This window comes from Streptomyces sp. 378 (assembly GCF_030124145.1).
In the GTDB taxonomy this organism is placed as follows: domain Bacteria; phylum Actinomycetota; class Actinomycetes; order Streptomycetales; family Streptomycetaceae; genus Streptomyces.
Genome location: NZ_JASKMS010000035.1, coordinates 74,772 through 94,219, shown reverse-complemented (window position 1 = coordinate 94,219; position 19,448 = coordinate 74,772). Strand labels below are relative to the sequence as shown.

Genomic DNA, 19,448 nt, shown 5'->3' with positions numbered 1-19,448 from the left:
CAGGGGGGACCCCCAGAGCACGCACCGAACGCCGCTCCTTCTCCCACGGAGATCCATCAGAAGCGGCCTAGACCCGCCTGCCTCCCTGCCCGGATGGCGCCGGCGTCCGGCGCGAGAACCGCACGGTGCGGACGGGACGTCACCGGGTGGCTTTGTTCCGCAGCAGGGTGTCGAGGGAATCCACGATCCAGGTCCAGGACTCCCGGGCGTCGGGGGCGCTGTGGTCGAAGCCGCCGGCCAACTCCAGGCTGACGTAACCGTGGAAGACGCCGCCCAGCATCCGGACCGCGTGCGTCTGGTCCGGCTCCGCCAGGTCGTAGCCGCGCAGGATCGCCCGCGTCATCTGCGCGTGCCGCACCCCGGCGCTCGCGGCCGCTGTCTCGGGATCGAGCCGGAGACGTGCCGCGGCGTAGCGACCGGGGTGCTCCCGGGCATAGTCGCGGTAGGCGTCCGCGAACGCGGCCAGGGCGTCCTTGCCGGCGCGCCCGGCCAGGGCGTCGGCGACGCGGTCGGCGAGTTCCTCGAGGGCGAACAGGGCGATCCTCGTCTTGAGCTCCTGGGAGCTCTTCAGATGCGAGTACAGGCTGGCGACCTTGACGTCGAAGCGCCGGGCGAGCGCCGACACGGTCACCTGATCGAAACCGACCTCGTCGGCGAGTTCCGCCCCCGCCCGGGTCAGCCGTTCCGGGGTCAAACCCACTCTGGCCATAACCTGCCTCCTGTTCGACGATACCCATTATGCATTTGCCTAAAGTGTTTAGGCAAATTAGCGTGTGGTTCATGAGACCCCTGACCGAGCGCGAGATCCGCACCGCCTTCGTGAACTGCACCAAGGGCGCGGCCAAGCGCCTGTCCATCCCGCACGACCTGGCCGAACGACCCTGGGACGACCTGGACTTCCTCGGCTGGAGAGACCCCGGGGCACCCGACCGGGCCTACCTCGTCACCGAGCTGGACGGCCGTCCGACAGCGCTCGCTCTGCGCTGCTCCGGCGCCACGTCCTGGCAGACGCGGCGCAGTATGTGCTCGATGTGCCTGACCACCCACACCGGCGGCGTCTCCCTCATGGTCGCCGCGAAGGCCGGCAAGGCCGGACAGCAGGGCAACTCCGTGGGTGCCTACATGTGCGACGACCTGGCCTGCCCGCTGTACGTGCGGGGCAAGAAGGACGCGGGCGTGGGCGCGCGCCTCCCCGAATCGCTCACCCTGGAGGAGAAGATCCAGCGCACCGTCACCCACCTCACGGCGTTCATCGCCAGGGTCACCGCGTGACCAAACCGGCGTCCGGGGCCGATGGGGCCGGCGGGGGACGCCCGGGGCGTCCAGGTGCGGGTGCATGACGCGGACGGGCGGGCCGGGGTTTCCCAGGGCCGGGTCGGGCGCCTCCTGGTGATCACGCCCGACCGGCCGCTGATTCGTCCCTCGCTCCGGCAGCGGGGCTGTCCGAGCGGCCCGAACGGGGGTACCCGGCGAGGCCGTCGCGTCGATGGCCGGTGCCTGGAGGTGCCGACGGGCGCGGAACACGGGGGTCTTGAGAAGCGCGGAGTGGAGGGCGGATGGCGGTCGACCTGGTCGGTTTCCTCGGCGTCGTCCTGGTGGCGTACCTGGTGCCGGGCCCGGACTTCCTCGTGGTGGTCAGATCGGCGGCCGAGCACCCCTCGAAAGGCAGAGCCGCGGCGCTCGGCGCGCAGACCGGGCTGTGCGTGCACATGCTGGCCGCCGCGGCCGGTCTCTCGGTGATCGCCACCCGTTCACCCATGGTGTACGACGCGATCAAACTGATGGGGGCGGCCTACCTCGTGTATCTCGGTGTACGGGCCGTACTCGCCGCCCGCCGGGCCGCTCGGGAACGGAGGAGCTCGAACGAGACCGCAACGTACGCCCCTCGGGAGGACGGCCCGGCCCGGGGGCGTTTCCGGTCCGGTTTCACACAGGGTCTCCTCACCAACGTGCTCAATCCCAAGGCCGCTCTGTTCTTCCTCAGCGTCCTGCCGCAGTTCGCGGACGGCGACGGATCGCTGGCGCGGCAGATCTTCCTCCTGGGCATGCTGGACGTCATCATCGGCGTCGTCTACTGGTTCGCCCTCGTCGTCGTCGCCGCGCGGCTGCGAGCCCTGCTCGCGCGGCCGACGGTCCGTCATCGCTGGGAGCTGGCCACCGGCTGGTCGTTCATCGTCATCGGCGTCTCGGTAGCGGCCGCCGCCTGACGGTCCGGCAGGCGGCGGGTGTACCCCGTTCGACGGATTCGGTGGGGACCGCGCTGGGCAAGGGGCCAAAGAATGTCATGAGCACGACTGCCCTTTCCCCACGAGGAGGTCGATCATGCACGTCCGCCTGCTGACCGGCGGCCTGGCCGCCGCCTGTCTGGTGTCCATGTCCCTGACGGGTGGCCAGGTCGCCGCCGCCGCGCCCCATGCGCCGGCCGCCCGGGTCCTGACCTATGACGCCGCCGGCTCCGCGGAGTTCAGGAGCGCCGTCGATCGCGGCGCCGCGATCTGGAACGAGAGTGTCGACGCCGTCGAGCTGCGGCCCGTCGCGGCCGGACAACGCGCGAACATCCGGGTCCTCGCGGACAACGGCTGGCCGCGCGCCCTGCCCACCACCCTGGGCAACGGGACCGTGTACATCGGGCGCCAAGCCGTCGAGCAGGGTTACCACACGATCCGCATCTCCGCGCACGAACTCGGCCACATCCTGGGCCTGCCGGACCGCAAGCCCGGTCCGTGCTCCAGCCTGATGTCCGGTTCCAGCGCGGGTGTTTCGTGCGCGAACCCGTATCCCAACGCGGCGGAGAAGAGGGAGGTCGAGGGGAACTTCGGCGGCGCACTGGCCGGGCGGGCGCCGGCGGTGCGAGCCGGCGTGCTCGTGGACTGACCGGTCGCGCCACCCGAGAGGGATGCCCGGCGGATCGCGGGCATCCCGCACCAGGCCGTCGCGGCCGTGCACGCGGTCACCAGTCCGCGCGCACGGCCGCTTCGGCTCTCCGGAGCCGACCCGCGACGTCCTGTGCCGGCCGGGGCCCCGCCCCCCCGGGGCGAGGTGGTGAACCGCGACGCGCAGCGGCCGGGAGTCCGGCTGGAACACCGTGCGCGTCGCGACCCTCGCACCGGCTGAGTGATCGCGACGGACCGCTGCCCGCCGTCTCGGCGTGCTCGACGCGGGCGAGGCCGGACCCGGGACCGGGGAGTGGCCCGGTTCCGTGACGATTCGGCGGTCGCCGCTGAACCGGGCGGGTGCGTGCCGGCTCGGCCGGGCCGCGCACGGGCCGCATGCGGGGCCGCGTCCGGGCCCGGATGGGAGCCGGGTCCGGGAGCCGTGCCGGCACCGGCGAAGCCGGCCGGCGGGCTCCCGCCGATCGTCGACGCTGACGGTCCGGCACCGGCCGGGATCGGCGGTCACCTTCTCGGTGAACGCCCAGGCCTCGCGGCACTGCGGGCCGTCAGGCCCCCCGGGGGTCGCGGCAGCCGCGGCCCCCGGGCGTCCGTGACGTCCGGGGGCCGCTCCCGGATCACCAGCGGGCCGGTGGCGGTGCCGTCGAGCGGGCCGCCTTGCGATCCGGCAGGGGCGTGCAACCAGGCCGGCGACGGGCGGTCCCGGTGCGCCCAGCGCGCCCGATGGGCCCGGTGCGCCCAGCGCGCCCAGTGCGCCCCGTGCCGCCGTCGATCAGTGTCCGTCGGCGTCACAAGACCGGTGACATTGCCGGTCCGCACGCGGTGGCCGGTCCCCGACAGTGGCACAGCCAGCCCGACGGCGGTGCCCGTCGCGGGCACGCGGCGGACTCCCCAGGTCCCGCGTGCCCGTGAACGGGCCGACCGCCACGACAGAGAGGACGACTCGTCGTGCCACTCCACCCCCACACCGATTCACCCCCTCGCGCCCGTGGTTCACGCGGGCGCCGGGCCGGGCGACTGGCCGCCGCCGGGGCGGCGCTCGCCGTCGTCGTCGGCCTGGGCCCCCTGGCCGGCCCTGGCGCCCACGCCGCGGACAACCCCTACGAGCGCGGCCCGGCCCCCACCGCCTCCAGCATCGAGGCGCTGCGCGGCCCGTACGCCGTGTCGCAGACGTCCGTCTCCTCGCTGTCCGTCACCGGATTCGGGGGCGGCACCATCTACTACCCGACGAGCACCAGTGACGGCACCTTCGGCGCGGTGGCCGTCTCGCCCGGCTACACCGCCTACGAGTCGTCCATCTCCTGGCTCGGGCCGCGCCTGGCCTCGCAGGGCTTCGTGGTGTTCACCATCGACACGCTCACCACGCTCGACCAGCCCGACTCGCGCGGCCGCCAGCTCCTGGCCGCCTTGGACTACCTCACCCAGCGCAGTTCGGTGCGCGGCCGCGTCGACGCCTCTCGCCTGGGCGTGATGGGCCACTCGATGGGCGGCGGCGGCAGTCTGGAGGCCGCCAAGTCGCGCCCGGCCCTCCAGGCGGCGATCCCGCTGACCCCGTGGAACCTCGACAAGACCTGGCCCGAGGTCACCACGCCGACCCTGATCTTCGGAGCCGACGGGGACTCCATCGCCCCGGTCGCCTCCCACGCCGAGCCCTTCTACTCGAGCCTGTCCTCGTCGCTGGACCGGGCCTATCTGGAGCTGAACTCGGCCACTCACTTCACGCCCAACTCGTCGAACACGACGATCGCGAAGTACAGCGTTTCCTGGCTCAAGCGGTTCATCGACAACGACACCCGCTACGAGCAGTTCCTGTGCCCGCTGCCCCGGCCGAGCCTGACCATCGAGGAGTACCGGGGCAACTGCCCGCACCGCTCCTGATGTCCCGCGCCCCCGGGCCGCGGTAGGCGGCAGTGAGGGGCAAACCGGCGGCGGACGCGTCACCCGCGTCCGCCGCCGGCGGCGTGCCGGGGCACGGCCGGGAGGGCCGGCCGTTGGGCCGCGGCACAAACCGTCCCCCGGGCCGAGCTCGGCCGACGTGCGGGTGGAGCTGCGGGTTTGCATGCCGGGACGCCCGGACGTCAGCCTTCCGGTCTTCTTTACGCGCAAGTAACCTCCGTTGGATGACCGGAGAAAGCAGCAGGGCGCGGACGGCTCCCCGCACCGGGAGCCGGACCGGGCGGGACACCGCCCGGTCGGCCGCCGAGGACCGCGGTGGTGCCGAACTCGCTCGCGCCAAGCGGCAGTTGTTCGACGGGCCGGTGGGTGACGCGCGCGAGTCCCTGTTGCTGGCCGCATCCCTGCTGGCCCTTCACGCCCCCGAGACGGCCGAGGCCGCTCGCCTCTGCGCGGCAGACGCCGCATGGGCCTCGGGCGACGTGCCGGCCTGTCTGGCCGTCCTCGACGGTGTGGAGACCCCGGCGCGGGCCGTGGGGTGCGCCGCACCGGACACCGCGGCACACGGGACCGTGCCCGAGGGCGGGCAGTCGGGGCCGGGGCCGGAATGGGCCCGGGACCCCTTCCTCCGCGACTACCGCGACGGCCTGCGGGCTCTGCTGGCCCGCAGGCCGGAGCGCGCAGCCGGGCCGCTGCGGCGCGTGCTGGACCAGGCGCACATCGACGGCCGTCCGGAGCGGCTGTTGCGCGCCGCGGCGGCGGCCCTGCTGCTCGGGGACGTCCGGGCGGCTCGCACCGCCGGCTCACGCGCCCTCGCGGCCGCCCGCAACGCGGAAAGCGACGCTTACGAAGCACGGGCCCTGGAGTACCTGGCGTACGGCGAACTGCGCGCCGGGCGCCATGCGCAGGCCCGCGCCCACGCGGAGGAGGGCGTGCGCGCGGCCCTGCTGGCGGGCCACCGCAACATCGCGGCGAGCCACCACGCCCTGCTCGCCCTGGCCGCTTCGATCGAGGGGGACACCGCCGCGGTCGCGGGCCACGCCTCGGCCGCCCTGCATACCGCCCGTCGCCATGGCCTGGCGCAGGCCGCGACGCTGGCGGAGTGGGCCATCGCCCGCGCCGACCTGGCCCGCGGCCGTCCCCTGGAGGCCGCCGACCGGCTCGGCCCGCTCGTCGGGGCCGGTCCGCGGCGTGGTCACTTCGCGGTGTGGATGCTGGCCGTGCCCTGCTTCGTGGAGGCCGCGGTGCTCGCCGGGCAGCCGGAAGACGCGCGGGGGGTCGTGGACGATCTCGCCCGGTGGGCGGCCTTCGGCGCCGATCCGCACGCGCCCGCCCAGCTCGCGCGCTGCCGTGCCCTGCTGGCCGCCGAGGACGGTGAGGCCGACGAGCTCTACCTGAGGGCGCTCACCCTGCACGACGCATCGGGCGGCGACTTCGAGCGTGCCCGCACCGAGCTTCTCTACGGCCGGTGGCTGCGGCGGCGCCGTCGGCTGCGGGAGGCCCGTGGCAGGCTCGGAGCCGCCCTGGTCGCCTTCGAACGCTGCGGCGCCGGCGCCTGGGCCGACCAGACGCGCGGCGAGTTGCGCGCCAACGGAGCCGCGTCCGCCACGGAGCCGAGCGCGGGGCTCTCGCGACTGACGCCGCAGCAGCTGCGGATCGCGCGCCACGTGGCCGAGGGTGCCACCAACAGGGAAGTGGCCCAGCGGCTGGCCGTCAGCACCCGCACGGTCGACTACCACCTGCGCAACGTCTTCGCGGCTCTCGGTGTGCGCTCCCGCGTCGAGCTGGCCCGTCTGGTCGACCAAGAGAGCCGCTGAGACCGGCTCCCCCGGTCGAAAAGGCTGCCGCACGACCCTGGAGACCGACCGGACGGTATGCCATTCTTCGAGGCAGGACTATTGGGTGACGGTGGCCGAACGCGCAGCGCACCCGTCGGACGCCGCTGAGCCCGGTCGGCGCCGGGCGCTGCCGGAAGGCCGAAGTTGGGGGAGGACCGCGATGCATCCTGCCGCACGCACACGCACGACGTTCCGCACCGGGCCGACCCCCGTTCCACAGCCGCGGACACGCCGGATCCGGTCGCTGATCGACGCCGACGCGCTGCGCGTCCTGCACCGTGCGGCCCGTGTCCTGCTCGACGACCTGCCGGACCTGACCGACCGGCTGCTGGCGGTCCTGCGCGAGCAGGAACCGGCGTACCGGACGGCGCTGGAGCACGATCACGCCGCCACCTGGCAAGAGGTTCACCGCTCGTTGCGGCACAGCGTGACCTCGCTGCTCGACCCGCGCGGCACCCGCGAGGCCGCCCACCGCTGCACCTGGCGGATCGGTGTCGTCCGGGCCGAGCAGGGGCTGCCGCTGGACGCCCTGCTGCACGCGTTCCGGCTGGGCGGGTCCCTGGTGTGGCAGCGGCTGGTCGAGGAGACCACCCGCTCGCAACCGGAGGACATCCGGCTCCTCGTGCACGTGGCCACGGACGTGTGGAACTTCGTCGACGAGCACTGCACCCTCGTGGCGGACGCCTACCGGCAGGCGGAGCGGCAGCTCGCCTGGCGGCGCGAGAACCGGGTGCGTCTGCTGGCGGCGGCCCTCCTGGACGGCACGAGCCGGATCGCCGACCTGCCCGAGACCGCCGAGCGGCTGTGCCTGCCGGAGCACGGCCGGTACGTCGTCGTCGCGGTCACCGGCGGAGGCCCGCAGGACCCCGCGCCCGGTGGCAGCGTCTACCGGCACACGGGAGTGGAGGCGGACTACGGCATCGTCCTGCTCGGCGACACGGGGGACGAGGAGGCCGGCCATGACCCCGTGGTGGCCCTGGGCCTGCCCACCGACGGCCGGGCCGGATGCCGGATCGGGGTCGGAGGCGCCGTGACGGGACTCGCCGCCGTCGCGGACGCCCGGCGGCTGGCCGACCTGGCCCTGAGCATCTGCCCGCCCGAGGGCGGCACCGTCCGGCTCGCCGAGCACCTGCCCGAGGCGCTGGTCGTCTCCTGCCCGGAGCTCGGCGCGACCCTCATCGAGCGGGTGCTCGGCCCGCTGCTGCGGCTCGAACCGTCCGACCGGGACGTTCTGCTGGACACCCTGGTCGCCTGGTTCGCCTGCGAGGGGTCCGCGCAGCGAGCCGGTGAACGGCTGTACTGCCACCGCAACACCGTCCTGAACCGGCTGCGCCGCTGCGAGCAGCTCATCGGCCGCTCCCTGGCGCGTCCGCACGACGTGGTGGAGATCAGCCTCGCCCTGACGGCGCGCCGCCTGCTGCCCGGCTGACGGGCGCTCTGCCGACGCCTGCCGGGCGAGGAAACGACTCGGCACGCACGACCAGGGCAGTGCGTATGGCCCGGGGCCTCCGGCTTCCGGAGGTCCCGGAGCTTCCGGGGCCCCGGCCGGTCGCCACTCTGGGCAGCCGCACAATCCCCGCCGACCCGCGTTGGGACCGCGCAGCCACCCGGTCCGGACACCTGTACCGCACGCCCGGGCCCGTGCTGTCGTGAGCTGCCCTTCCCCCGAAGCACCCGTGCCCGACGGCACGGATCCGAGGAGCCGTGATGCCCGAAGCACCACCGGACGAAGAGCCCGCCCTGCACGTCGAGGGCCTCGACGTGACCTACGGCCGCGCCCTGTCCGCCCTTCGCTCCGTGTCCCTGACCGTCCCGCACGGCACGGTCGTCGCCCTGCTCGGCGCCAACGGCGCGGGCAAGACGACCCTGCTGCGGGCGGTGTCGGGCACCCTGCGCCTGCACCGCGGCGCGATCACGGCAGGCCGCATCCGCTACGGCGCCACGCGACTCGACGGCCGCGACCCGGTGGCCGCGGTACGCGCCGGAGTCGTGCAGGTCCCCGAGGGACGCCGGGTCTTCGCCGGACTCACCGTCGACGAGAACCTGCGCTCCGGCGGCCTCGGCCTCGGACGCCGCCGCCGGGACCAGGTCGCCGAGGCCCGCGACCGGGTCTTCACCCTGTTCCCGCGCCTCGCCGAACGCACCCGGCAGGCGGCGGGGCTGCTGTCCGGCGGCGAACAGCAGATGCTCGCCATCGGCCGGGCCCTCATGGCCGCGCCGCGCCTCCTCCTGCTCGACGAGCCCTCCCTGGGCCTCGCCCCCCAGATGGTCCACCGGATCGCCGAGGTCGTCCGCGAGATCAACGCCCAGGGCACCGCCGTCCTGCTCGTCGAGCAGAACGCGGGCATGGCGCTGTCCCTCGCCGACACCGCCCACGTCCTGGAGGTCGGCGAGGTCCGGCTCTCCGGGCCCGCGGACGAACTCGCCCGCACCGACGCCGTGAAGCGGCTGTACCTGGGCGAAACCACCGAAGAAGGCACCGAGCCCGCATCGAGAGCCGCGACCACCGAGGGGCAGGGAGCCGCGTGACCGTCCGCACCACCGCACCGCCCGAACTGACCGTGACGGACGTGACCGTCCGCTTCGCGGGGCTCACCGCCCTCGACGCGGTGTCCTTCACCGTCGCCCCGGGCTCCGTCCACGCGCTCATCGGACCCAACGGAGCGGGCAAGTCCACCTGCTTCAACGTGCTGTCGGGGCTGTGCCGCCCGGCCACGGGCACCGTACGACTCGGCGACGCCGACCTCACCCGGCTCGCCCCGCACCGCATCGCCGCCCTCGGCGTCGCCCGTACCTTCCAGAACATCGTCACCACCCAGGGCACGGTCGCCGACAACCTCATGCTCGGCCGCCACGCCCTGACCCGGGCCGGGTTCACCGCCAGCGCGCTGCGCCTGCCGCACGCCCGGCGCGAACAACGCGCGCACCTCGGCCGGGCTCGGGAGATCGCCGAACTGACCGGCCTGGCAGCGCACTTCGACAGCCCGGTGGCCCTGCTCTCCTACGGCGACCGCAAGCGCGTGGAGTTCGCCCGCGCCCTGTGCCTGGAGCCGAGCGTCCTGCTGCTCGACGAGCCGGTCGCCGGCATGAACGCGGCCGAACGCGCCCGCACGGTGGAGGTCGTGCACACCGTCCGAGCCGAACTCGGCCTCTCCGTCGTCCTCGTGGAGCACGACATGGGCCTGGTCATGCGGCTCGCCGACGAGGTCACGGTCCTCGACTTCGGCCGCGTCATCGCCCACGGCACCCCGGACGAGGTCCGCCGCGACCCCGAGGTGCTGCGCGCCTACCTCGGCACCGGCGCCGAGCAGGAGGACGCGGCATGACCACCCTCCTGGACAACGTCTTCAACGGCCTCGCCCTCGGCGCGGTCTACGCCCTGGTCGCCCTCGGCTTCGTCATCATCTTCAAGGCCTCCGGCGTCATGAACTTCGCCCACGGCTCCCTGCTGCTGCTCGGCGGCTACCTCACCGCCGTACTCCACGACGACCTCGGCTTCGCCGGCGCCCTCGCGCTGTCGGTGCTCATCACGGCGGCCGTGGCCGGCGCCATGGACCGCTTCCTCCTCCAGGCCGGCGGGGGAGCGGACCCGCACACCGCCCACGTGCAGACCATCGTCACCATCGGCGTCGACATCCTCATCCTCACCGACCTGTCGCGGCGCATCGGCGGCGACCTGCTCTCACTCGGCGACCCCTGGGGCGACGCGGTCAGCGGGCTCGGGCCGGTGACCGTCGCGGACAGCCGGATCGCCGCGATCGTGGTCTCCGGCGTGGTCATCGCAGGCGTCTTCGCCCTGTTCCGGTACACCTCGTGGGGCCTGTCGCTGCGTGCCGCCGCGGAGGATGTGGAAGCGGCCTCCCTGATGGGCGTGCGACTGGCGCGCATACGCATGCTCGCCTGGTGCCTCGCCGGAGCGCTGGCCGCCCTGGCGGCGGTCTTCCTCGCCGCGTTCCCCGCACCCGGACTGGAGCGCACCACCGGGCAGATCGCCCTGAAGGCGTTCCCGGCGGCGATCCTCGGCGGGATGGCCTCGCCGCCCGGCGCCCTCGCGGGCAGCCTGCTGATCGGCATGACCGAGGCGCTCGTGGCGGGCTACCAGTCCGATCTGCACGTCCTGGGTGAGGGGTTCGGCGACGTCGCCCCCTACGCGGTGATGGTGCTGGTGCTGCTGGTCAGGCCCACCGGGCTGTTCGGCGCGAAGGCGGCGGTCCGTGTCTGAGCGACTCGCCCGCACCCGTGCGATCCGCCTGGGCCTGACCCTCGCGGCCGTCACGTTCCTGTGCGCCCTGCCCTTCTACCTCGACGCGTTCTGGCTGCGCATCGGACTGTTCTCGATGGCGGCCGCCGTCGGCGCCGTCGGCCTCGGCCTGCTGTCCGGAACGGCGGGCCAGCTCTCCCTCGGCCACGCCTTCTTCCTGGCCGTGGGCGCCTACGGCTACGTATGGCTGGCCGGTGAGCCCGGACCCGGCCTCCCGACCGCCGTGGCCGCCGTGCTCGCGGTCCTGCTCGCCGGGGCGGCCGGCGGACTCTTCAGCCCCGTCGCCGGCCGGGTGCGCGGCATCTACCTGGGCGTCGCCACCCTGGCCCTGGTCTTCCTCGGGCATCACGTCCTGCTCACCGCGGACTCCGTCACCGGCGGCTTCAACGGCCGCTCCGTGCCACCGCTGGAGCTGGGCGGCTTCTCCTTCTCCGCGGACTCCGAACTGACCCTGCTGGGTGTGCCGTTCGGCTCCGAGGAACGGCTGTGGTACCTGGGACTGGCACTGTTCGCGGTCACCTGGTTCACCGCCCGCGGACTGCTCAGGGGCCGTCCCGGACGCGCCCTGGTGGCGCTGCGCGACAGCGAGACCGCGGCCGCGGTGATGGGCGTGGACGTCTCGCGCTACCGCTCGGCGGCCTTCGTCGTCTCGTCGATGTACGCCGGGCTGGCAGGGGTGATGCTCGCGCTCTCCTTCCGCCGCGTGGTGCCCGACTACTTCGGCCTGGTGCTGTCCGTCGACTACCTCGCCATGATCGTCATCGGCGGGCTGGGGTCGGTGGCCGGAGCCACCGCCGGTGCCGTCTTCGTCACCGCGCTGCCCCTGCTGATGACCCGCTACGCCGACCAACTGCCCCTCGTGGCCGCCCCCGGCACCACCGACGGCACGGTCGGCCCCACCGAGGCCGCCCGCTACCTCTACGGAGCGGCGATCGTCCTGATCCTGCTCTTCGCGCCCGACGGACTGCACGGCCTGGTCCGCCGGCTGCGCGCCCGCCTGCGCGCCCGCCGAACCGCCGCCTCACCACCCGCGAACACCACCCCCCCGTCCCGACCGCACACGCCCGCCGCACCAGCCAAGGAGCCCACCCCGTGAAGCCCACGCACCACACCGCACCACGCACCAGAACGCTTCTGGCCACCGCCCTGGCGGCCCTGCTGCTCGCGGGCACCGGATGCAGTTCCAAGGCCGACTCCTCCGGCAGCACCGGCGACGGCGCCGACGGCGTCAAGACCGGGCCCGGAGTGACCGACAAGGTCATCAGACTCGGCGCCCTCACGGACCTCACCGGCCCCTACGCCACCCTCGGCAAGAGCATCGTGCAGGCCCAGCAGATGTGGGCGGACGAGGTGAACGCCCGCGGCGGCATCTGCGACCGGCGCATCGAGATCGTCGTCAAGGACCACGGCTACGACGTCCAGAAGGCCGTCACCGCCTACGCCGACCTCTCCGCGGACGTCGTGGCGCTGCCCCAGGTCATCGGCTCACCCGTGATGGCCGCGCTGCTCGACGACATCGAGCGCGACAAACTGCTCACCTTCCCGCAGGCATGGGCCGCCTCCCTGCTGGACCGGGACGCGGTCCAGGTCCTGGGCACCACCTACGACATCGACATGATCGCCGCGGTCGACTTCCTCACGCGCACCAAGGGCCTGGCCAAGGGCGACACGATCGGCCACGTCTACTTCGAGGGCGACTACGGCGCCAACGCCCTCGAGGGCTCGCAGTGGGCCGCGAAGAAGGCCGGTGTGAAGGTCGTCGGCCAGAAGATCAAGGCGACCGACACCGACCTGTCCGCGCAGGTCTCCGCGCTGCGCAAGGAAGGTGTGAAGGCCATCCTGATCAGCGCCGGGCCGGCCCAGACCGCGTCGCTGGTCGGCGTCGCGGCCTCCCGCGGTCTGAAGGTGCCCGTCGTCAGCAGCGCCCCGGGCTACGCCCCGCAGCTCATGAAGACACCGGCCGCACCGGCCCTCGCGGCCATGCTGAACGTGGTCAGCGCCGCGCCCGCGGTCAGCTCCGACCTGCCCGGCGTGCGCAAGATGGTCGCCTCCTACCAGAAGAAGTACCCGGACTCCCTCGTCGACTCCGGCGTGCTGTCCGGCTACAACGCCGCTCGGCTGATGGGCACCGACCTGGAGAAGGCCTGCGAGAACGGCAGCCTCACCCGCGAGGACGTGGTCAAGGCCCACCGCTCCCAGTCCAAGGTCGACGTCGGCCTCGGCACCGCACAGAACTTCTCCGACAAGGCGCAGCCCGCGAGCACCTCGACCTATGTGCACAAGCCGGACGCCAAGGCCGTGGGAGCCGCGGTGAACACGGAGGACGCCCGCACCGCACCAGGGGTCAAGGAGTACCTCGCCTCACGCGATTGACCGTGCCGCCTAGGATCGGCCCGTGATCGCCGACCTGCAGTGTGTGGTGCTGGACTGCACCGACCCGATGGAACTGGCCGCGTTCTACCAGTCGATCCTCGGGGGCACCGTCAACCAGCCGGACCGGCGGTGGGCGTTGAGCGACGCCTGGGCCACCTTGCACACGGCGTCCGGTGTCGTCCTCGCCTTCCAGCGGGCGGCGGACTACCGGCCGCCGCTGTGGCGGGACCCGGCCGGGCCGCAGCAGTTCCACCTCGACTTCGGGGTCGCGGACCTGGACCGGGCCGAGGAGCAGGTACTGGCCCGGGGAGCACGATTGCTGGACGGCGGCCCGGACGGGCGAAGCTGGCGGATCTACGCCGACCCGGCCGGGCACCCGTTCTGCCTGGTCCGCCACTGAGAAGCGGCCCCGGACCTCCTCAGCCGAACCGCAGGATGCGCGGGGCGAACGTGCCCTCGGGGCCGCCTGCGCGGCCGACCGACCACACGGTCGCCGTGCCCGGCACGGGCGCCAGCCGCAGCAGCGAGGAGTCACCCTCCCCGGCCACGGCCGGTTCGCCGTACTCGGTGAAAACCCGTCCGTCCCAGCCGAGGAAGTCCGGCCCCGGAACCAGGGGCGGAGAACTCTCCGGCGGGCCCCACTTCTGCGAGCGGGCCACCGACACCCAGGCCAGTTCGCCGGACGGGCCCGGTGCAAGGGAGGTGACCGAACCGAAGTCGGTCGGCATGGTCACCCGGTTCCACGTCTGCCCGTCGAAGCGCACCAGCAGGGGCGGGATCGGTTTGCCCACCGGGCCGCCGACGAACCCGCCCGTGCCTCCCGCCCACACCTCCGTCGGCGAGACCGCGAGCACACTGCCCACGGCGACCCGAGGGAATCCGTGCACGACCGTCTGCTGCCACGCCTGCCCGTCCCAGTGCGACACGGCCGCGCCCGCGGCGCTGTCTCCCGCGGCCCAGACGTCGTGGGCCGCCAGGATGTGCAGGCCGTACACGGACCCCGGCGGCACCGGCACGTCCCGCCAGCCGCGCCCGTCCCAGCACAGCAACGCCTGCGCGCCGTCCCGCGCACCGATCAGCCAGGTCTCACCGCCGCCGGCGACCACCTTGGTCAGCACGACCCCGCGCGGCGGCCGGCTCTCGTGCCAGGCGCCGTCGGCGAGAACACCGCGGCACAGGCGATGACAAGGCAGACGACGACCGCGCGGAGCCCGTTCACGAGACCTCCCCAGAACGCGAAGGCCGCTCACGTTAATGTCATGCACCACCCATGAACAGACAGCACACAAGCCCATCGGACGGTCATGTGCGGTGCTCGGGTCGGAGCCCGGGCACGGCCGCCGAAGCGAACGCCGGTCAAGTCCCCGGTCGTTGAACGCGGCGGCTAGCCGGTCATGAGCATCGCCCGGGCGACCTCGCCGACCCGTGTGTCGGGAATCGCGGTGGCGGCCTCCTCGAGGACGAGCAGCCGCGCCCCGGGGATCTCCCTCGCGATCGCCTCACCGTTGCCGACGGGGAAGAACCGGTTGCGACGGCCGTGGACGACGAGCGTGGGGACCGCGATCCCGGGCAGGCGCTCGCGCCAGCGCGGTGCGCAGTCGAGCCGGGAGAACACCATGCCCATCTGGTTGGCCGTCTGGACCGGGGCTGCGGTGCCGGGTGTGCGGTCCCAGACGCGGGCGGCGATCGCGCGGGCGGCGACGGGGTCGTCGCCGAGGATCTCCGCCCCGGCGGCGGCGAACTCCGCCACCGCCTCGCGGTCCGTCCAGTCGGGCATCGGACGCGCGAACAACCGGCTCATCGTCGCCCCGTCATGCTCGGGGAGGTCGTCGTCGGGCGGGCCCGGCGCCAGCGCACGGGTACCGACCAGGGTGAGCGCCGAGAACGCGCCCGGATGGTCGAGCACCGCCACCTGCGCGACCATCCCGCCGACGCCGATCCCCGCGAGGTGCGCCGGCCTCCCGCCGAGCGCGTCCGCGAGGGCCGCCGCGTCGGTGGCGAGGTCGCGCAGGGTGTAGGCGGGCGCCTGCGGGCGGGCCGTCGTCGACTCCCCGCTGTCGCGCAGGTCGTAGCGCACCACGCGGCGCCCGCCGGCGGCGAGGCGCTCGCACAGCGCGTCGGGCCAGGAGAGCATCGTCGTCCCGCCCGCGAGCAGGACGAGCGGCGCGTCGTCGTCGCCGAACGACTCGACACCCAGGGCGATTCCGTTGACGTCGAGAGTGGTCATGCGACTCACCGGAGGACGTCGTAGGTCAGGTGCGTCACGGTCGATGTCGAGGTCACGCTCCGTTGCACCAGCGTGCGCGGCGCTCCACCGGTGAACAGCGGGGTCCCGGCGCCCAGCAGGACGGGCGCGAGGTGCAGCGACAGCACGTCGACCAGCCCCGCGTCGAGCGCCGAGCCGACCGTGGCGCCGCCGCCCATCAGGATCACGTCGAGGTCCTGGCCACCGGCCGTCGACGCCGCTTGCGCCCGCTCCCGCGCGACGGCGACGGCGTCGGCCAGTCCGGTGGTGACGAACGTCCAGTCGAGGTCGGTGAGCCGCACCGACTCCGGCGGCGCGCTCGTCACGACGACGAAGGCGGGCTTGCCGACCTCGCCCGCGCCGTAGCCGACCGTGTCGTCCCAGCCGTGCGGCCCGTCGACCACCTCGAAGAGCCGGCGCCCGAGGACGACGGCGCCCGAGCGGGCCGTCCCCTCGCGCAGGAACCGGCGGTCCTCCGGGTCGTCGGAGAACGCCCACGTGTGCAGGGCCTCGCCACCGGTGCCCAGACCGTTGTCCGGGCCGGGGTCGGGGCCGGTGACGAATCCGTCGAGGGAGACCGAGATGTCAGCGATGATGCGCGTCATACCGGGGCAGACCCGATCCGCCGCGCGAACTCATCGCTCACTGCTCAGCGACTCCTGAGGGTCGGGTCGGCGGCCCGGTCCGCCGGAACGGGCGTGCCGGCGGACCGGGCCTCCAGGGCGTGTACGACGGCCACCATGTCCTCGTCGCCGTGGCCCTGCTGAACGGTCTCGTCGTAAAGGGCGTGGCACACGTCGAGGAGCGGGGAGGCGAGGCCGGTCCTGCGGGCGGCCTCGGCGATCAGGCGGTTGTTCTTCAGGACGTCCGCGGTGGCCGCCTGGACCGAGAAGTCACGTTCCAGCAGCTTCGGCGCCTTGACCCGGGAGACGGCACTGGCCATGGGGCCCGCGTCCAGGACGTCCCGCAGGAGACGCTGATCGAGCCTGTGCCGCTCGGCGAAGTGGAACGCCTCGGCGAGGCCCGTGACCACGGTGATCAGGAACAGGTTCACCGAGAACTTCAGCAGCAGCGCGCCCGGGACGGCCCCGCACACGAACGTGTCCCGGCACATGGGGGCCAGCAGCGGACGTACGGCCGCCACGGTGCCGTCGTCGCCCGCCAGCATCCCCACCAGTTCGCCCCGCTCGGCGGGGACGCGGCTTCCGGAGACCGGGGCCTCGAGATAGCGCCCGCCTACGGCCCGGATGTCGTCCTGGAGACCGCTGGAGTACTCGGCCGAGGTCGTGCCCATGTGGACGACGGTGCGGCCGGTGACCCGCACGGCGAAGTCCGGGGTGCCGCGTCCCAGCACCGTGTCCACGGCCGTCTCGTCGGCCAGCATGAGGAACACCGTGGCCGCCCGCTCGAAGACCTCGGCGCTGCTCGGCGCGACGTCGGCACCGACGGCACGCAGCGGTTCGCATCGCTCGGGGGTGCGGTTCCAGACCACGAGTCGGATGCCGGCGCGAGCGAGGTTCAGTGCCATGGGCCGGCCCATGACCCCCAGACCGATGAAACCGACGTACATGACGCTCCGCCTCCTCCGGCTCCCGCGGAGCCGGGCCACCGCTGTCACCCCTGACTATGACAGCGGTCATAGTAGCCGCAGCTATGACGGCGGTCATAGAGTGCGGTTCGGGGAAATCCGTGCGGTGAAAGGTGCTGGAGGTCGACGATGGGAAAGGCCGAACGGGGACCGCGCGAGCGGATGGTCTTCAGCGCGGCCCAGCTCATCCGGCGGGAGGGGGTCGCCTCCACCGGCATGCGCCAGGTCGCCGTCGACGCCGCGGCGCCACGGGGCTCGCTCCAGCACTACTTTCCCGGCGGCAAGACCCAGTTGGTCGACGAGGCGGTGGGCTGGGCGGGCGGATACGCGGCAGGCCGGGTCGCCCGCTTCCTGGCCGCACTGCCCGAGCCGACGCCGAGCGCGCTGTTCGCCGCGATGGTGCGTCAGTGGACCGCCGAATACGAGGCCGTCGGCTTCGCGGGCGGCTGCCCGGTGGCAGCCGCCACGGTCGACTGCGCGGAGTCGGTCCCCTCCACGCGGCAGGCGGCATCCGCCGCCTTCGCCACCTGGACCGGCGCGGTCGCCCAAGCCCTGACGGACATGGGCGTGCCCGAGGAACGGGCGGGCGCCCTCGCCACCCTCATGATCAGCAGCCTGGAGGGGGCGATCCTCCTGGCCCGGGCCGAGCAGGACGTCCGGGCCCTGACGACCGTGGCCCGCGAACTCGGCCCCGTCCTCGACGCGGCCGTGCGAAAGCGGAACGGCTGACCGGGTGGCTCGGGTCGGAGACGGCGACGGTGACGCACCGCCGGCGCCGACCGACACGCCTGCGCGCCTCGAACACTTCCTCCCCGACTTCCGACGCTCGTCCGTGGTCGAGCGCGTCACCGGATCGGCATGGCCGACCTGATGCGCCGTCCTCCGCCCGGGGTGACGGGTGAGTGGTCAGCCGCGGTGGAGAACGGCGGCCGCGACGACCGGTGACCCTCACCCTCCGGCACCGGGCGCGTCGGGTGCTACTCCTGGTACTGGGTGAGGTCGATGCCGTAGAGCGCGAGGTCGTGGCCGTGGACCGGGTGCTGTGCCGTTCCCTCCGCCTCCATGCCGAGCTTGTCGAGGACGTTCGCGGAGGCTCGGTCGCCCGCTCGGCACACGGCGGCCACGCGATCCAGGCCGCGGTCCTGCACGGCGAACTCCAGCGTGGCGTGCGCCGCTTCGGAGGCGTATCCCTGACCCCAGAAGACTCGCCCGAGCCGCCAGCCGATCACCACCTGGCCGACGATCTCGGCCGGAGCGTCGGCCACCGACAGACCCACGGCACCCGCCAGCTCACCGGAGCCCAGGAGTTCGACAGCGAACATCCCGAACCCTTCCTCGTCCCACTCCTCCTCCCAGGCCTCGATGTCCTCGGCGGTCCGCTCCAGCGAGCGCGGCCTGCCGTCGCCGATGCCCCGCATCACCACGGGATCGGCGTGGATCTCGGACAGGGGGACGAGGTCGTCGTCGAGCCATCGGCGCAGGACAAGACGCGGTGTGCGGATTTCGGTCATGGGCCCATCCTGCCGACGCGGCCCCGGGATGGCGAACTGCGGCCCTCTCGCCCGGAGGCCGACGCTCCGCGGCCGCCGCCCGAGCAGCCGGCCCGGGTGGCGGGGCGCGGCACTCCTCCGGGTCCTGAAGCGTGTTCCCCGGGGCCGCCTCCGCTTCACGTGGCGGTGGTGCGACCGTGCCCACCGCCGCCAGGAGCAGCACCGCCGCCGCGATGACGAGCAGCGCTCGCCCCGTGCCCAGCGGCACCAGCAACAGCGCGCCGAGCACACCGCCGCTGAAGATCCCGCCCACCGTGGCCGTCCACCGCGTCCTGGCCTGCCGTTGCTTCGCCGTCATCCCCCGCAGCGCCGCCCCCGGGCGTCTCAGCACGTCGTTGACGAGTCCGGCGATGGCCGTCTGGCTCAGCAGCGTCGGCATGCCCGGCACATGGACGCGCGGAGCGGTCGACGCGCGTACTCCCATGGCCGGCGCGACCAGTGCGACGGCTTTGCGGTCGTCGTCGGCGACGGCCCCGGTGCCGTGCTCCGCCAGGGCCAGTGCCCCGGCGGACGCCAGCAGCACGGCCTCGCAGGCCGGCCCGACCGGGAACCAAGGCCGCCCGCGCTCCGCCAGCCACGTCAGGACCGCGCCCCCGACGGCCGCCCCGACCACGAAGGCGCCGATCGCGGCGGCGGGCCGCGCCACCGGCACCGCGCCCTCCCCGGCCAGGGCGAAGGACGGGAAGAGCACGTTGCCGGTGGCCAGCGCGCAGAACACCTTCTCCATGGTCAGGAAGCTCACGGCGTCGACGGCCCCCGCCGGCACGGTGAGCACGGTCATGACGGCCACCCGCCGGACATCGGTCGCG

At 73.6% G+C, this 19,448-nt stretch carries 18 protein-coding genes and 2 pseudogenes; 13 read left to right on the top strand and 7 right to left on the bottom strand.

The features are described from left to right. Window positions 1-139 precede the first annotated feature (139 nt). Window positions 140-709, bottom strand: coding sequence for a TetR/AcrR family transcriptional regulator (locus QNO09_RS34005; protein ID WP_283974080.1), 570 nt, complete (start codon window positions 707-709; stop codon window positions 140-142). 71 nt (window positions 710-780) lie between these two features. Between QNO09_RS34005 and QNO09_RS34000 the strand changes: the two genes are divergently transcribed. The 12 genes and pseudogenes from QNO09_RS34000 to QNO09_RS33945 all read left to right on the top strand — a co-directional run bounded on the left by QNO09_RS34000 (window position 781) and on the right by QNO09_RS33945 (window position 13,656). Then, window positions 781-1,272: an FBP domain-containing protein gene (locus QNO09_RS34000; RefSeq protein ID WP_283974079.1), complete on the top strand. Its 492-nt coding sequence runs from the start codon at window positions 781-783 to the stop codon at window positions 1,270-1,272. A gap of 284 nt (window positions 1,273-1,556) precedes the next feature. Beyond that, window positions 1,557-2,207, top strand: a complete 651-nt coding sequence (locus QNO09_RS33995) for a LysE family translocator (protein WP_283974078.1) — start codon at window positions 1,557-1,559, stop codon at window positions 2,205-2,207. A gap of 115 nt (window positions 2,208-2,322) precedes the next feature. Beyond that, window positions 2,323-2,874, top strand: a complete 552-nt coding sequence (locus tag QNO09_RS33990) for a snapalysin family zinc-dependent metalloprotease (RefSeq protein ID WP_283974077.1) — start codon at window positions 2,323-2,325, stop codon at window positions 2,872-2,874. Between the two features lie 965 nt (window positions 2,875-3,839). Further along, window positions 3,840-4,769, top strand: a complete 930-nt coding sequence (gene bdeA / locus QNO09_RS33985) for a bis(hydroxyethyl) terephthalate hydrolase (RefSeq protein ID WP_283974076.1) — start codon at window positions 3,840-3,842, stop codon at window positions 4,767-4,769. Between the two features lie 242 nt (window positions 4,770-5,011). After that, window positions 5,012-6,601 (top strand): annotated as a pseudogene (locus QNO09_RS33980) (LuxR C-terminal-related transcriptional regulator); the annotation flags it as partial. A 181-nt stretch (window positions 6,602-6,782) separates the two neighbouring features. After that, complete coding sequence (locus QNO09_RS33975; protein ID WP_283974075.1) at window positions 6,783-8,051, top strand: PucR family transcriptional regulator; 1,269 nt, start codon at window positions 6,783-6,785, stop codon at window positions 8,049-8,051. Between the two features lie 278 nt (window positions 8,052-8,329). After that, window positions 8,330-9,151 (top strand): ABC transporter ATP-binding protein, encoded by an 822-nt coding sequence (locus QNO09_RS33970; RefSeq protein ID WP_283974074.1) that lies wholly within the window; start codon window positions 8,330-8,332, stop codon window positions 9,149-9,151. Further along, entirely contained in the window at window positions 9,148-9,948 is an 801-nt protein-coding gene (locus QNO09_RS33965; protein WP_283974073.1) for an ABC transporter ATP-binding protein, read from the top strand. Before QNO09_RS33970 ends, QNO09_RS33965 begins: the two co-directional genes overlap by 4 nt. Beyond that, window positions 9,945-10,844, top strand: coding sequence for a branched-chain amino acid ABC transporter permease (locus tag QNO09_RS33960; protein WP_283974072.1), 900 nt, complete (start codon window positions 9,945-9,947; stop codon window positions 10,842-10,844). The genes QNO09_RS33965 and QNO09_RS33960 overlap by 4 nt, the downstream gene beginning before the upstream one ends. Further along, on the top strand, window positions 10,837-11,979 hold the full coding sequence (locus tag QNO09_RS33955; protein ID WP_502962378.1) for a branched-chain amino acid ABC transporter permease: 1,143 nt from the start codon (window positions 10,837-10,839) through the stop codon (window positions 11,977-11,979). The genes QNO09_RS33960 and QNO09_RS33955 overlap by 8 nt, the downstream gene beginning before the upstream one ends. Further along, a complete protein-coding gene (locus QNO09_RS33950) occupies window positions 11,976-13,256 on the top strand; it encodes an ABC transporter substrate-binding protein (protein ID WP_283974071.1) in 1,281 nt (426 codons plus the stop codon). Before QNO09_RS33955 ends, QNO09_RS33950 begins: the two co-directional genes overlap by 4 nt. A 22-nt stretch (window positions 13,257-13,278) precedes the next feature. Continuing rightward, window positions 13,279-13,656 carry a VOC family protein gene (locus QNO09_RS33945; protein ID WP_283974070.1) on the top strand — a complete coding sequence of 126 codons (378 nt, stop codon included), beginning with the start codon at window positions 13,279-13,281 and terminating at the stop codon, window positions 13,654-13,656. Window positions 13,657-13,675: 19 nt separating this feature from the next. Here QNO09_RS33945 and QNO09_RS33940 read toward each other — a convergent pair whose 3' ends face one another. The 4 genes from QNO09_RS33940 to QNO09_RS33925 form a co-directional block, all read right to left on the bottom strand. Beyond that, window positions 13,676-14,374: a hypothetical protein gene (locus QNO09_RS33940; RefSeq protein ID WP_283974069.1), complete on the bottom strand. Its 699-nt coding sequence runs from the start codon at window positions 14,372-14,374 to the stop codon at window positions 13,676-13,678. Between the two features lie 266 nt (window positions 14,375-14,640). After that, window positions 14,641-15,483, bottom strand: coding sequence for an alpha/beta fold hydrolase (locus QNO09_RS33935; RefSeq protein WP_283974068.1), 843 nt, complete (start codon window positions 15,481-15,483; stop codon window positions 14,641-14,643). Window positions 15,484-15,488: 5 nt separating this feature from the next. Next, complete coding sequence (locus QNO09_RS33930; RefSeq protein WP_283974067.1) at window positions 15,489-16,106, bottom strand: dihydrofolate reductase family protein; 618 nt, start codon at window positions 16,104-16,106, stop codon at window positions 15,489-15,491. A gap of 44 nt (window positions 16,107-16,150) precedes the next feature. Beyond that, a complete protein-coding gene (locus tag QNO09_RS33925) occupies window positions 16,151-17,071 on the bottom strand; it encodes an NAD(P)-dependent oxidoreductase (protein WP_283974066.1) in 921 nt (306 codons plus the stop codon). 147 nt (window positions 17,072-17,218) lie between these two features. Here QNO09_RS33925 and QNO09_RS33920 point away from each other — a divergent pair, with 147 nt between their 5' ends. Further along, window positions 17,219-17,818, top strand: coding sequence for a TetR/AcrR family transcriptional regulator (locus QNO09_RS33920; RefSeq protein ID WP_283974065.1), 600 nt, complete (start codon window positions 17,219-17,221; stop codon window positions 17,816-17,818). 248 nt (window positions 17,819-18,066) lie between these two features. Here the strand turns inward: QNO09_RS33920 and QNO09_RS33915 are convergent, their stop codons facing one another. Both QNO09_RS33915 and QNO09_RS40120 read right to left on the bottom strand, forming a co-directional pair. Beyond that, window positions 18,067-18,600, bottom strand: coding sequence for a GNAT family N-acetyltransferase (locus tag QNO09_RS33915; protein WP_283974064.1), 534 nt, complete (start codon window positions 18,598-18,600; stop codon window positions 18,067-18,069). Window positions 18,601-18,844: 244 nt separating this feature from the next. Then, window positions 18,845-19,366, bottom strand: a pseudogene (locus QNO09_RS40120) (DUF1275 family protein); the annotation flags it as partial. Window positions 19,367-19,448 lie beyond the last annotated feature (82 nt).